At 56.9% G+C, this 14,368-nt stretch carries 12 protein-coding genes; 9 read left to right on the top strand and 3 right to left on the bottom strand.

Annotation, left to right across the window (positions count from 1 at the left end):
* The first annotated feature begins 116 nt into the window (after positions 1-116).
* The 7 genes from glyQ (at position 117) to AB7E06_RS00655 (ending at position 7,593) form a co-directional block, all read left to right on the top strand.
* Positions 117-1,022, top strand: coding sequence for a glycine--tRNA ligase subunit alpha (gene glyQ / locus AB7E06_RS00685; RefSeq protein ID WP_094195782.1), 906 nt, complete (start codon positions 117-119; stop codon positions 1,020-1,022).
* On the top strand, positions 1,022-3,154 hold the full coding sequence (gene glyS / locus AB7E06_RS00680) for a glycine--tRNA ligase subunit beta (protein ID WP_125277025.1): 2,133 nt from the start codon (positions 1,022-1,024) through the stop codon (positions 3,152-3,154). The genes glyQ and glyS overlap by 1 nt, the downstream gene beginning before the upstream one ends.
* On the top strand, positions 3,154-3,693 hold the full coding sequence (gene gmhB / locus AB7E06_RS00675) for a D-glycero-beta-D-manno-heptose 1,7-bisphosphate 7-phosphatase (protein WP_094195780.1): 540 nt from the start codon (positions 3,154-3,156) through the stop codon (positions 3,691-3,693). Before glyS ends, gmhB begins: the two co-directional genes overlap by 1 nt.
* Before the next feature lies 1 nt (position 3,694).
* Complete coding sequence (locus tag AB7E06_RS00670; RefSeq protein WP_094195779.1) at positions 3,695-4,444, top strand: lysophospholipid acyltransferase family protein; 750 nt, start codon at positions 3,695-3,697, stop codon at positions 4,442-4,444.
* Complete coding sequence (locus AB7E06_RS00665) at positions 4,410-5,291, top strand: M48 family metallopeptidase (protein WP_125277026.1); 882 nt, start codon at positions 4,410-4,412, stop codon at positions 5,289-5,291. The genes AB7E06_RS00670 and AB7E06_RS00665 overlap by 35 nt, the downstream gene beginning before the upstream one ends.
* 299 nt (positions 5,292-5,590) lie before the next feature.
* Positions 5,591-5,986, top strand: coding sequence for a lactoylglutathione lyase (gene gloA / locus AB7E06_RS00660; RefSeq protein WP_003803488.1), 396 nt, complete (start codon positions 5,591-5,593; stop codon positions 5,984-5,986).
* 377 nt (positions 5,987-6,363) lie between these two features.
* Positions 6,364-7,593 carry a nucleoside recognition domain-containing protein gene (locus tag AB7E06_RS00655; RefSeq protein WP_125277027.1) on the top strand — a complete coding sequence of 410 codons (1,230 nt, stop codon included), beginning with the start codon at positions 6,364-6,366 and terminating at the stop codon, positions 7,591-7,593.
* Positions 7,594-7,770: 177 nt separating this feature from the next.
* Here the strand turns inward: AB7E06_RS00655 and rsmA are convergent, their stop codons facing one another.
* Genes rsmA through AB7E06_RS00640 form a run of 3 tightly spaced genes read right to left on the bottom strand, consistent with a single transcriptional unit; the run spans position 7,771 to position 12,363 of the window.
* Positions 7,771-8,553 carry a 16S rRNA (adenine(1518)-N(6)/adenine(1519)-N(6))-dimethyltransferase RsmA gene (gene rsmA, locus AB7E06_RS00650; RefSeq protein ID WP_094195776.1) on the bottom strand — a complete coding sequence of 261 codons (783 nt, stop codon included), beginning with the start codon at positions 8,551-8,553 and terminating at the stop codon, positions 7,771-7,773.
* An 8-nt stretch (positions 8,554-8,561) separates the two neighbouring features.
* Positions 8,562-10,013, bottom strand: coding sequence for a peptidylprolyl isomerase (locus AB7E06_RS00645; protein ID WP_108728023.1), 1,452 nt, complete (start codon positions 10,011-10,013; stop codon positions 8,562-8,564).
* A complete protein-coding gene (locus AB7E06_RS00640; protein ID WP_319802196.1) occupies positions 10,006-12,363 on the bottom strand; it encodes an LPS-assembly protein LptD in 2,358 nt (785 codons plus the stop codon). The genes AB7E06_RS00645 and AB7E06_RS00640 overlap by 8 nt, the downstream gene beginning before the upstream one ends.
* Positions 12,364-12,502: 139 nt before the next feature.
* Between AB7E06_RS00640 and AB7E06_RS00635 the strand changes: the two genes are divergently transcribed.
* Entirely contained in the window at positions 12,503-13,549 is a 1,047-nt protein-coding gene (locus AB7E06_RS00635) for an aminoglycoside phosphotransferase family protein (protein WP_108728024.1), read from the top strand.
* On the top strand, positions 13,549-14,259 hold the full coding sequence (gene murU, locus AB7E06_RS00630; protein ID WP_125277028.1) for an N-acetylmuramate alpha-1-phosphate uridylyltransferase MurU: 711 nt from the start codon (positions 13,549-13,551) through the stop codon (positions 14,257-14,259). Before AB7E06_RS00635 ends, murU begins: the two co-directional genes overlap by 1 nt.
* Positions 14,260-14,368 lie beyond the last annotated feature (109 nt).

The raw sequence follows: 14,368 nt of genomic DNA, 5'->3' as shown, positions 1-14,368 counted from the left end.
TTGCCCATGGCCCGGACGGCCAAAATAGCCCATTGCGGGCGCTTTTCTGCTGCAAGGGCGCAGTTCACGCTAAAATAGAAAAATTTTGCAGCTTCTCGCTTTACTGGCCATTGCTCATGCTCACCTTTCAGCAAATCATACTTACGCTCCAGCAATACTGGGACAAGCACGGATGCGCTCTGCTTCAGCCCTACGACATGGAAGTCGGTGCCGGAACCTCTCATACGGCAACCTTTTTGCGGGCCATTGGTCCCGAACCCTGGCGCGCTGCCTATGTGCAGCCTTCGCGCCGCCCCAAAGACGGGCGCTACGGGGACAACCCCAACCGCCTGCAACACTATTACCAGTTTCAGGTCGTGCTCAAGCCCGCACCTGAAAACATTCTGGACTTGTATATCGGCTCGCTGGAAGCCTTGGGCATCAACCCCAAAGCGCACGACATCCGTTTTGTTGAAGACGACTGGGAAAACCCGACACTGGGCGCCTGGGGTCTGGGCTGGGAAGTCTGGCTCAATGGTATGGAAGTCACCCAGTTCACCTACTTCCAACAAGTAGGCGGTCTGGATTGCACGCCAACCACGGGCGAGATCACCTACGGTCTGGAGCGTCTGGCCATGTACTTGCAAGGCGTAGAAAGCGTCTACGATCTGGTCTGGACCGAAGGTCACAACGGCCAGCGCATTTACTACCGCGACGTGTTCCACCAGAACGAAGTCGAGCAATCCACCTACAACTTCGAGCACGCCAGCACCGATGTGCTGTTTGCGCATTTCAACGACTACGAAGCCGAAGCCAAGCGCATCATTGACGTGCCGCTGGCCCTGCCCGCTTACGAGCAAACGCTGAAAGCGGCCCATACCTTCAATATGCTCGATGCACGCGGCGCCATCAGTGTGACTGAGCGCGCTGCCTATATTGGCCGTATCCGCAATCTGTCCCGCGCTGTCGCACAGGCTTACTACGACTCCCGCGAACGCCTAGGTTTCCCCATGCTGAGCAACACATCCTCGGAGGCCAAGTAATGAACGCCTCCACGACACAGCCTTTGCTGATTGAACTGTTCACCGAAGAACTGCCCCCCAAAGCGCTGCAACAGCTAGGTCAGGCCTTTAGTGAAGGTCTGCAAAAAGTATTGGGCGAGCAAGCCCTGCTGGCACCGAACTGTGAAGTGCGTGCCTACGCGACGCCACGCCGCTTGGCTGCCTGGTTCAGCGCTGCTTACCAGCAAGCTGAAGACCAGCCTTACACCGAAAAACTGATGCCCGCCCATATTGGCCTGGATGCCAACGGCGAGATCGCCCCGGCTCTGGCCAAACGCCTGGCTGCCAAAGGTCTGGAACATCTGAAAGCCAGCGACCTGCTGCGCGAATCCGATGGCAAGCAGGATTACCTGTACGCCAGCGGCATAGCCACCGGCGCGGCGCTGAAAGACGGCCTGCAAGAAGCCCTGGAATGGTCCATTACCCACCTGCCCATCCCTAAAGTGATGCGCTACCAGTTGGCCGATGGTGTCAGCAGCGTGCGCTTTGTGCGCCCTGCCCACGGTCTGGTCGCCCTGTGGGGTTCGGACATCGTTCCCGTCAGCGCCCTGGGTCTGCAAGCCGGTCGTCAAACACACGGCCACCGCTTCATGTGCGATGCCCCCTTCGACATCCGTGATGCCGATAGCTGGGCCACCCAAGTCCAGGAACAAGGCTGGGTCGTTCCGTCCTTCGAGACACGCCGCGAACAGATTCGCACCGACCTGGAAGCTGAAGCCAAACGCCTGAACTCCACCTTGGGCGACGATCCCGAAGTGGAAGCGTTGCTGAACGAAGTCACCGCTCTGGTCGAATACCCCACCGTGTACGTGGGCCAGTTCGACGAGCAATTCCTGCAAGTGCCTTCCGAGTGCCTGATTCTGACCATGCGTCTGAATCAAAAGTATTTCCCACTGTTTGACCCCGCCACCCAAAAACTGACCAATCGCTTTTTGATCGTCAGCAATATGAAGGTGGACGATCCCAGCAACATCATTGAAGGTAACGAGCGCGTGGTTCGCCCCCGTCTGGCGGACGCCCAGTTCTTCTTTGAAACTGATCGCAAACAGACTCTGGCCGAGCGTGTTCCTACACTGGCTGGCAGCGTGTACCACAACAAGCTGGGTTCACAACTGGACCGTATCGAACGCTTGCAGTCCGTCGCTGGCTACATCGCCAAGCAGTTGGGTGCCAATGAAGAGCACGCCCGTCGTGCCGCGCTTCTGGCCAAGGCGGACTTGAACTCCAATATGGTGGGCGAATTCCCCGAACTGCAAGGTGTGATGGGTGCTTACTACGCCCAAGGCGATGGCGAGCCCGAGGACATCGTGCTGGCGATTCGTGAGCAATACCGTCACCGTCTGGACCAGCCAGTCACAGAAGCCAGCCTGACCCAGGCCATTCTGTTCCTGGCCGAGCGCGCCGAGGTTCTGGTCGGTATCTGGGGCATTGGTCTGGCTCCTACAGGTGAACGCGACCCCTACGCCCTGCGCCGCGCGGCTCTGGGCCTGATCAGCGCCTACGAACAGCTACAAGCCGGTGCCCAGTTGAAGGCCAATAGCCTGAATCTGGATACGCTGCTGAACACCACGGCATCCTTCTTCAAGGACGGTGCCCTGGCTGCTGACACGGTAGACGCGGTTCAAACCTTCATTTACGAACGCTACCGTAACCAGCTCAGCAACGATTACGAGCGCAGCGTGGTAGATGCCGTGCTGGCCCTGCGCCCACCGCTGGAACAGGTTCACGCCCGTATCCAAGCTTGCGCCTCCTTCGCCCAACGCCCTGAAGCCGAGAGTCTGGCTGCCGCCAACAAGCGTGTCAGCAATCTGCTCAAGAAAGCCGAAGGTGAACTGGCCACGCTGGACGACAAACTGCTGGTCGAACCTGCCGAGCGCGAGCTGGCTGCCAAGATTGAGCAATTGCAGCCTGTTGCTCAGGCCCAATTTGAAGCCGGCGAGTTTGACGCGTCCCTGGCCACCCTGGCTCAGGCCCGTGGTGCTGTGGATACCTTCTTCCAGGACGTCATGGTCATGGCAGAAGATCCAGCCGTCCGTGCCAACCGTCTGGCCTTGCTGGCCAAGCTGCACGCACTGATGAACCAGGTTGCTGATCTTTCCAGGCTAGCTAACTAGTGAAACTTGCCATCATTGATCGGGACGGTGTCATCAACCATGACAGCGATGCCTTTATCAAAAGCCCACAAGAGTGGGAAGCCATTCCAGGCAGTCTGGAGGCCTTGGCACGCCTGACCGAAAACGGCTGGAAGGTGGTCATTGCCACCAACCAGTCCGGTCTGGCGCGTGGTTTGTTCTCCATGACCACGCTAAACGCCATCCATGCCAAGATGCGCCGCGAACTGGCCTTGCTGGGTGGTTTTATCGACGCCATCTTTATTTGCCCGCACGGCCCTGATGATGGCTGCACCTGTCGCAAACCAGCCCCTGGCATGTTTCACGATATCGCACACCGCTATGAAGTGAACCTGAAAACCGTACCCTCGGTGGGCGATTCCTTGCGCGATCTGCAGGCGGCCAGCCAAGCCGGTTGTGCTCCCTGGTTGGTTCAGACTGGCAAAGGCATGCGTACTCTAGAGAAAGGCGGCTTGCCCGACGGCACGCGCGTCGAGGCCGATCTGGCCGCTGTTGTCGACAAATGGCTCCACGGAAACTGATATGGGCATTATCCGCGCTTCACTCTATCAACTCTTTTTGTTGATTACCGTCATCCCCTATGCCTTTGTCAGCCTGCTGATGGCACCGCTGCCACTGGATATACGCTACCGCGTAACCACCGGCTGGCCGCGTCTGGCGGTCTGGGGTGCCCGCACGATTTTGGGCATACGCTGGCAGACCAAGGGCTGGGAAAACCTGCCCGATGGCAAGGCCATCATCCTGTCTAAGCACCAATCAGCCTGGGAAACATTGTTCTTTCCGTCCTACATGCCGCGACAGGTGTGTTTTGTTTACAAGCGCGAGCTACACAAAGTCCCCTTCTTCGGTTGGGGATTGGCCTTGTTGCGCATGATCCCGATTGATCGCGCCAAAGGCCGGGATGCCTTTGAACAAGTCATCAAGGTCGGGCAGCAGCGCATTGACGAGGGCCGCTGGCCCCTCTTGTTCCCGGAAGGGACTCGCACCGCCCCTGGCACAACAGGCCGCTACAAAATGGGGGGAGCCTTGCTGGCCACCCGTACCGGCACACCGGTCATCCCCGTCGCCCACAATGCGGGCGAATGCTGGCGTCGCAATGCCTTTATCAAGACGCCGGGCTTGGTTACTATCTCTTTTGGGCCTCCCATTGATCCCACCGGGCTGAGCCCTGAAGAAGTCAACCAACGCGTACAGACATGGATTGAAACCGAAATGCGCGTCTTGAACCCGGAACGCTATGACGGTCCCCCCGCAACTGGCTCTGTTTCCTGACACGGCCTTTCCCCACCCGGCGCAGCGGCAAGAAAAGCCGCCCGCTGGTTCTGCTTTGCCGCCCAACCAGGTCTTGACCATCCGGCCTGACACCTTGCCCGAAGGCGTTCAGTGGCAACAAGTCGAACTGGATGGCCACACCATTGGCTATCAACTCAAACGCTCTCGACGTCGCACCCTGGGTCTGACCATTAACGACAGTGGCCTGACCGTTGCCATGCCTTCCTGGGTAAAGCTCAGCCAGGCCGAACAAGTCCTGCACAGCAAAAGCGCCTGGATACTGCGCAAGCTGCGCGAATACCAACAGCGTCGCGAACAATTGGCCTTGCAAAGCCTGCAATGGGTTGATGGCGATACCCTGCCCTTTATGGGCGTACCCATTCGCCTTAGCCTGAACCCACAGATTCAACAAGTTCAGTTTGAAGGCCTGATCAGCCAAGCCCAACACGGCCAGCGCTTGTCCCTGCCCTTACCCGTCGATGCCGAGGCCCAGCGCGTTCAGGAGCTGACCCAAGCCTGGCTGCAAAAACAGGCCCGGCTCTGGTTTGAGCAGCGTCTGGCGCATTATCTGGAATTGTCAGGCCTGAGCGCCAGAAAACTGCGTCTGGCCGCCCCCGCCAAACGCTGGGGATCCTGCAACAGTGACGGCACGATCATGCTGAACTGGCGCCTGATACACTTTCACCCATCCATCATTGATTACGTCGTCGCTCACGAGGTCGCGCATCTGCAAGAGATGAATCACGGCCCACGTTTCTGGGCTTTAGTCGAATCGCTCTACCCTGATTTTGTCAATGCGCGCAATCAGTTACGACAATATGATCCAGTCACCCTGCCCCTGCTTTAGGGCCTGTTGACATTAAAAGGAGCCTCACATGAATATGCAAACACGCGCATGGCAAGACGCGAAGCACAGCCGTAGCGGGACTACGGCGAGCATTCGCAACGCAGGCAGGCGCCCGTTTGCATATTCACCCTTTCGGGCTGGCCGGTATTCAGACAGCATACGTTGTTGCCCATGCCTTGCGTGGAACCACCACGCGGCGGCCTGTGCGCCTAGCCTGCTGCCTGAATACCGGCCAGTGTGGGGCCTCCTTTTAATGTCAACAGGCCCTAAGGCAGGCTGAACTCTAGGAGCTCTACCTTATGCGTATCCTGCACACCATGCTGCGTGTCGGCAATCTGGACCGTTCTTTGGCCTTTTACACCGAAGTACTGGGCATGAAATTGCTGCGCCAGTCCGACTACCCGGACGGCCGCTTCACCCTGGCTTTTGTGGGCTATCAGGACGAGTCCGAAGCCGCCGTACTGGAGCTGACCCACAACTGGGACACCCCTTCCTACGATCTGGGTAATGGCTATGGCCACATCGCCCTGGAAGTGCCTGATGCCTACAAGGCCTGTGAGGACATCAAGGCGCGCGGCGGCAAGGTCGTACGCGAGGCCGGTCCCATGAAGCACGGCACCACCGTGATTGCGTTTGTGGAAGACCCGGACGGCTACAAGATTGAACTGATCCAGGCCAAAGGGCGCGTGGATTAAAAAACAGAACCGGCCGTAGCAGGCCGGTTTTTTTATGGCGCCCCTGGACACTCTACGACTGATGATTGCCTCCCTACGACTGCTTGTACTTACTACGCTCTAGGGCAGCCAGATACTACAGTCATCGCAAGGCCTTCTTCGCTCCACCTGCTGTTCACATTTGAAGACGGCTAATCCCCAGCGATCAAACTAGGTCCAAAACAAGGTTGATCGCTTCCCGATCAGGTGGTTTCAAGTTCAAAATCAGAGCCAAGCGACTCGAATCCTATTTTGCGACTATTTGTGCCAACACCCTTACATAGCGTAGCCGCTAAAACCCGCCTGGATTCTGCGACAATCTAGCTTGGCTTGTCCCTGCCCTGTTTACTGCCAACACTATGCTCAATACTCTTTGGCTGCTTTTCTTCCTGATCGCCGCCGTCAGCGGTTTTTACCAGTGGCTGGTCGGGGGCAATAGCGAAATTTTCGCGCAGATGGTGCGCAGCTTGTTCGATATGGCCGCCCTGTCCGTGCAACTGATGCTGCTGCTTTTTGGCACGCTCACCCTGTGGTTGGGTTTCTTGAAAATTGCCGAGAAAGCCGGGCTGATCGACACCTTGGCTCGCTGGCTGGGACCACTGTTCAGCCGCCTGATGCCTGGCGTGCCTGCAGGTCACCCCGCTTTGGGCTTGATCACCCTGAACTTCGCCGCCAATGGCCTGGGCCTGGACAATGCCGCCACGCCCATAGGTTTGCGGGCCATGAAGTCGCTGCAAACACTGAACCCGCATCCGGACACCGCCACCAACGCTCAGATCCTGTTTCTGGTGCTGAATGCCTCGTCACTGACGCTGATTCCCATCAGCATTTTCATGTACCGGGCCCAACAAGGCGCACCGGACCCCACGATGGTGTTTCTGCCCATTCTGCTGGCCACCACCGCCTCCTCGCTGGCCGGATTGCTTAGCGTGGCCCTGGTGCAGCGCCTGCGTCTGTTTGATCCGGTGCTGATGTTGTGGTTTGGGGTATTTGCGCTGATCCTGGGCTCTTTCATGGCCTTGCTAGCCACACTTAGCGCTGCGGCTATCCAATCGCTTTCTTCCTTGCTGGGTAACCTGACCCTGCTGTCCATTATCTGGCTGTTTCTGCTTATCGGATGGCGCTGCAAGGTGCCGCTCTATGAAACCTTTGTAGAAGGCGCCAAAGAGGGCTTTGGCGTCGCCAAGGACCTACTGCCTTATCTGGTTGCCATGTTGTGTGCAGTAGGCGTGCTGCGTAGCTCTGGCGCCCTGGATATCGTGCTGGACATGATCCGCTGGCTGGTCAACCTGATCGGGCTGGATACACGCTTTATTGATGCCCTGCCTACCGCCTTGGTCAAACCCTTCTCGGCCGGTGCCGCTCGCGCCTTGCTGATCGAAACCATGCAGCATCACGGTGTAGACAGCTTTCCCGCACTACTGGGCGCAACGGTGCAAGGCAGTACCGAAACCACGTTCTATGTGCTGGCCGTGTATTTTGGTGCGGTAGGCATACAACGTGCTCGCCACGCCGTTTCCTGCGCCTTGATTGCCGATCTGGCCGGCGTACTGGCCGCCATCGCCGTTTGTTATTGGTTCTTCGGCTAGGAGCCAAGGCTCAGCGTGAGAGTCAGAAGCATCGCCCCAGCAGACTCAGCCAAGAAGGATTGATTATCGCAGTAAGGTGTGGCCTTAACAGGGCCCACCATGAAAAACACCCCAAAACAGGATCAAGGTCCAATTTTTGGGGTGTCATTCATTAGGGAGTGTTGTGCATCTGGCGGCTTATAGAACGCCCTTATCCATCAGGTGATCGGCCAGCGCAATGTACTTTTCCAAGGACAAATCAGCAGGACGACTGGTCGGCGCAATTTCCAAGGCCTCCCAATCAATATGGGGTGTCCAGTCACCCAGACCACCTCGCAACATCTTGCGCTTTTGTGCAAACGCGCGGGCCACAACCTGGCTGAACACCTTTGCATCACGGGCCTGGGCACGGTCAGCGGGCAAAGGCACCATGCGCACCACGGCGGACACCACTCGCGGCGGTGGGTTGAAAGCCTCGGGCGGCACTTCAAAGAGCTTGGTCATGCGATAGCGTGCCTGCAACATCACCGACAATCGGCTGTAATCCGAGGAGCCGGGTTTGGCGACCATGCGGTCGATCACTTCCCGTTGCAGCATGAAATGCTGGTCCAGCACGGCATCGGCATAGTCCAGCAAATGAAACAGCAAAGGACTGGAAATGTTGTAAGGCAGGTTGCCCACAATACGCAGATTCGGGCCCAAGGCACCGAAATCCACGCTCAAGGCATCAGCCTCAATGATTTCCAGCTTGTTGGGCGAATAATGATGACGCAGGCGAGCCGCCAGATCGCGGTCAATCTCGACCACGCGCAAGCGCTCCAGCGCCTGCGTCAATGGTCGGGTCAGGGCCGACAGGCCCGGACCAATTTCCACCATATTATCGACAGGCCGAGGGCCAATCGCACGGATGATCTGGTCGATGATGGCCTCATCTTCCAGAAAGTTCTGTCCAAAGCGCTTGCGCGCCTGATGCTGGGCCATACCTGTCCTTAGCGACGGCGGGTGCTGGACTCGGGGTCCAAACGGTTATCAATGTAAGCACGGCCACGCAAGCTGTTCAGCCAGTCCTCAAAAGCAGGCTCGGCGCGCTGCTGGAACAGGGCCTGACGAGCCTGCATACGCTTGTACTCGTTTTCCATATTGCGGGTACGGCGCTCGATAACCTGGATCAAGTGCCAGCCAAACTGGGACTCGACCACGGCGGTATCGTTGCCAGGCTGCAACTTGTCCATGGCTTGCTCGAACGGAGGTACTGTCTCACCGGGCGAGAGCCAACCCAAATCACCACCTTGTGGCGCACTGCTGTCTTCCGAGTAACGCTTGGCCAGATCCTGGAAGGACTCACCGTTGCGTAAACGCACTTGCAATTGCTCAATACGTTGACGGGCCTGCTCGGAGGTCATGACCTTGGAGAGCTTGACCAGAATGTGGCGAGCATGCGTCTGAGTCACCATCATGGGACCCGATTGGGCCGATGTCGCACTGGCCACAGGCGAGGTATTGCTTGGCGCAGCGCCGCCACGCTCCAGCACCTTCAGAATGTGAAAACCTTGACCACTGCGGATCAGGTTGGAAACCTGGCCGGGAGCCAGGTTATGAACAGCTTGTGCGAACAAATCAGGCCAGTCGGACAGTGAACGGCTTCCCATCACACCGCCATTCAGGGCTTCCTGACCGTCCGAGTTGGACGCAGCCAAACCCGCAAAGTCTGCCCCCGAACGAGCTTGGGCCAACAGACCTTCAGCTTTGGTACGCAAACGGGCTTCTTCACTCGCGTTGGCGCCTTCAGGCACCCGCACCAGAATCTGCGCCAGAGCAACGGGCGCATTCTGGCTTTGTGCAGCGGACTGCCCCAAATTACCCAAACCCGCACCACCTTGAGAGCGCAGATAAATATCGATATCGGCATCCGTAATATTGATGCTGCTGTCGACCGCACGCATACGCAACTGATCCAGCAGAATTTCCTGCTTCAGATTGGCACGATACTGTTCCCAAGTAATGCCATTTTTTTCAATCTCGGCACGCAACTGGGCTTCAGTCATATTGTTGCGCGAGGAAATCATGCGTATGCCTTCATCCACCTGCTGAGGGCCGACAGAAATGCCCATGGCACGCGCTTCCTGCTGCTCCAGACGCTCGTTGATCAGACGTTGTAAAACCTGTTTACGCAAAACGTCTTGCTCAGGAGTCGGGATTTTTTGGCGTTTGAGCTGTTCCAGCACTTGAGCCGCTTCCAGATCAACTTGACGCAAGGTAATAACCTCGTCATTGACCACGGCAGCAATGCCGTCCACAAACTGGGAGGCGGCAGCCGGTGCTGCCTTGTTTGCAGCGGGCTTGGATTGCGCCTGAGCCATGTGAGCCGTACCCAGCCCCATGACGGCCATCAAAGCCAATGACAGGCTGCGGTTTTTCAAGCTGAAACGCATATTATTCATACCTCTCATGAATCATTTTTTCCTGTACGGGGTCCGAGATGGGTTCATAGCCGATCACGCGATCACGCAACATTTTGATAGGGTCGTTGCCAATGCCGCCCAAACCGGACAGCTCCAGCTGGAAGAACATGGCTTTATTGGTTTCCCTGGCCGAAACCGCATAGCGTTGCAGAACCACTCGCGCCGCCCAGCAGCAATCACCTTTGTACTCCAAGCCCAACACCGTCTGTGTACCACGGCTTTCCTGAATGGAGTAATCGTAACGCCCCACCGCATACAGCTTGTTGCTCAAGGGCCATTGGCCCGTCATGGAGACGTATTCCTTGCCACGATGATCTTCCTCGGTAGGCGTAAAAAAAGGATCCACAACCTGACGCGGGTCACGTTCATAACGATAGTTCACACCCAGTGTGGCCAGACGTTTGGGACGCCAACGAATACCGGAAGCCAGGCGGTTGCGGCGTTTTTCGTCAGGGTTAAATTGTGCATCGAAATTGACCGAGAACGTATTGGTCAAGGCGGCACTGGCACCGACCAGGTAGTCCGAACGGGTGCTGGTACGCGCCTTTTCATCGCCCAAGGTGACAGTTTGCTTATCAAAATACAAACGCTGAGCAGCCTGCAGAACCAGACGCTCGTAGCCGGTGTCGGCATCCAACCAACGGGAAGTCAAACCCACCGTCACCTGGTTCGCATTGGAAATACGGTCCCAACCACCCGAGAAGATGTTTTCGCTAAAGGCCTGGGCAAAGTTGAAACTGGCCAGACTGGTGTCGTACAAGGGCAGCGTAGACTGGTCGCGATAAGGCACATATAAATAGTACACACGCGGCTCTAGGGTCTGGATGGAGTCATTGCCAAACAAGGTGGTGTCGCGCTCGAAAGTCATGCCCGAATCAAGAGACAGAATGGGCAGCACGCGACTTTGCGTACGGGAGCGGTCTGCGAACCTGGCCATATTGGGGTCACCCACATACCAGTCCGTCTGGTATTGACTCATGTGCAAGCCCGCTTTCGGCGTGATATACCAGCCTGGGCGAACGACAGGGTAAGCCACCGTCGTATAGGACGAGAAACGCGTACCATCTGGAGCCAGACGGGTGCTGCGCATATTGTCGAACTCGCTCAGGTTACCGCTGTAAAACGGCAAGCGGAAACGGGTTGCGTAGTTATCGCTGACCACATCAAAGCCACCCCAGTTATAACGGGATGCTCCCAAATACCATTCAGGCAATTTGTCGTATTGTGGTTGGCGGTAACCGGTACTGGAGTCCTGTAAGGTCTGATAACGCGTTGCACTGACGTGGGAGCGAAAATACTTGGAACCGCCCCACCCCAGCGTCACTGTGCTGGCCAGATCCTGAATAGTCGAATCATTCAGGCCAAAACTGCTGAAATCACGAAAGTAATCGTCATCCGACACCCGGCGAATATCGGCATTCAGATAAAAGCTGGCTGGCAGACTCTGGCGATACTGCCCCATGAACAGCCAACGTTTATAACCCAGCTCGTTGTCATCAGGCAGGTAGTTACCCGTCAGCTCTCCGGAGAAGCTGTCACCCAAGTAACGGAATTCACCGCCCAGCATGGCACCGCGCTTGCTCATGAGGCGCGGCGTCAGGGTAGCATCGTAATTCGGCGCCAGATTCAAGTAATACGGCACGCTCAGGTCCAAACCACCGCGCGTAGTCATGCCGTAAGTAGGCAACAGAAAACCCGACTTGCGCTCTTTACGCAACGGGAAGGTCAAGTAGGGGGAGTACAACAGGGGGACCCCCTTGAAATACAGGACGCCATTACGCGCCACCCCTTCATTTTCCTTGGAATACAGGTCTACTTTGGACGACTGGATATACCAGGACGGCTCAGGACATGGGCAACCCGAATAATTCACGTCAGACAAACGCATATGATTAGAGCTGAGAATGTCAGCCTGCGTCGCCGTTCCCCTGCCACCCGTTGCACCCAGCCAGAACTCCGGCGATGACATGCGCCCGGTATCGGCATCCAGGTTGTAATCAAACTCCTGGCTGCGCACCAAAGCGCCGTCACGCATGATCAAGCCATTGCCACGGACTTGCACCTGGCCGGTTTTTTCCTGATAGTCGATCCGATCGCCTTTGACCACAGAGTCAATGCGCCGAACCTGAGCACCGCCTTCCAGACGCAACGTACCGTCCTGTAGCGTTTTCATCTGATCGCCTATTAAATAGACGGCCATGTCCTCTTCCTGGAGTTTGCGCACTTGCAAACCGGGGGACGTCTTTAAAGACGGACGCACGGACGACTCAGCCTGGGCGACCCCCATGCCTGTCATCATCAACACGATATACCACGCCGCAACTCGCACTAAGACTGCGCCTCCAGTTGTGTCCTGCCATTTGTTCGCACCAGATGAAAAACCCTGGCGACCCGGTATTATAGTTAAGCCTGCCGTTTAGCGGCACTGCTAAACACTAATCCGTTACGATCTTCTGCTTCCTTTATTTATGTCTGCTTCTATTTCTGCCGCTACCGACCCTCGTTTGCAGCAAGCAATCTCTTGGCTGAACACCCTGAAATCCCGCTTTGGGCTGGATATCGACAGCCTGCAAATGGCCTCCAGCGACGCCAGCTTTCGCCGTTACTTTCGCCTTCAGGCCCAGGACCGCAGCGTCGTTTTGATGGATGCCCCCCCCGCCACTGAAGACTGCAAACCCTTTATACACGTTACCGAACTGCTGGCACCTACTGGTATTCATGTGCCCGAGATCCTGGCGGCTGATACCGAGCAAGGTTTCTTGCTATTGAGCGACCTGGGCCAGGACAATTTCCAGACCGCCCTGAAAAACCCCTTGCCACAAAGCGAGCTGGACAAACTGTACCGCAGTACGCTGCTGACCCTGGTGAAATTGCAACAAGCGGACACCACGGGCTTGCCTGAGTACAACGAACAGCGCCTGCTAGAAGAGCTGCAAGTATTCCCCGAATGGTACATACAGAAGCACCGCCAGTTTGAGCTGAATGAAAAAGATCAGGCCATGTTGCGCAAGACCTTTGCCGAACTGGTTCAGGGCAATGTGCAAAGCGCTACTGTACTCGTGCACCGGGATTTCCACAGCCCTAATTTGATGATGCCCCTGCCCGGACAGACAGAGCCTGGCGTCATTGACTATCAGGATGCCTTGGCCGGCCCCATCACTTATGACATTGCCTCTTTAGTCATGGACGCGCGCGTAACCTGGACGGAGGAGCAGCAACTGGACTGGGCAATTCGCTATTGGCAAGCCGCCATGGAGGCCGGTCTGGATGTCCCCGCCGACTTCGCCGTCTTCCACCAGCAATACGAATGGATGGGCCTGCAACGCAATCTGCGTATTCTGGGTGTCTTTGCCCGCCTTTCTCTGCGTGACGGCAAACACCATTACCTGGATCACATGCCCCGCCTGCTCGGGTATGTACACCAAGTGGCCAGCCGCTACGAAAGCTTCAACGGTTTGCTGCGCCTCTTGAACCGTCTGGAAGGCCGCCAAACTGTTTTAGGCATGACGGTCTGATGCGCGCCATGATTCTGGCGGCGGGTCGAGGCGAGCGCATGCGTCCCTTAACCGACACCTGCCCCAAACCTCTGATTCCGGCCGGCGGCCAGCCACTGATCGTCTGGCATTTGCGTGCGCTGGCCAAAGCGGGCTTTCGTGACGTCATCATCAACCACGCCTGGTTGGGCGAGCAGATTGAATCTACCCTGGGGGACGGCAGCCAATGGGGGCTGCGCCTGAGTTACTCACCAGAAGAAACCGCCCTGGAAACGGCCGGTGGCATTGCCAGGGCACTGGATTTTTTCCAAGACCAGCCTTTCTTGTTAATGAATGGCGATATCTGGTGTGATTGGGATCCGGCACAGGCCTTTGCCATGGCCGAGCGCCTGCAAGCAGGCCCGGAGCAGGCCTGGTTGATCCTGACCCCCAACCCACCCCACCACCCCGAAGGCGACTTTGGCATGCAGGAAGGACAATTGCATCTATGCGCCAAAGCCTGTGCGGGAGCCCGTAGCGCCACCTTGAGCGGCATAGGAGTCTACAAGCCCGAACTCTTTGCGCACCTGCCTAAAGATCAGCCAGCCAAAGCCGCTCCTTTGTTACACGCCGCCATTGATCGCCATCAAGTACTAGGCAGCCTGCATCCAGGTTTCTGGATGGATGTGGGCACCCCCGAACGATTAAACCAGCTAAACCAACACTTGGAATCGTTAGCACCCTCACAGTAAACTGATCATTCGCAGTCTGGTTGGCAGACGTTTCCAAGCACAACAAAGGGCAACAAAGCCAACCAGTCCCGCCTCCTTAGCCCCAATGACGTCTATGCTAATGGGTTTT

This window comes from Alcaligenes sp. (assembly GCF_050255915.1).
In the GTDB taxonomy this organism is placed as follows: domain Bacteria; phylum Pseudomonadota; class Gammaproteobacteria; order Burkholderiales; family Burkholderiaceae_B; genus Alcaligenes; species Alcaligenes aquatilis.
This window is presented reverse-complemented; position numbering and strand designations above follow the sequence as displayed.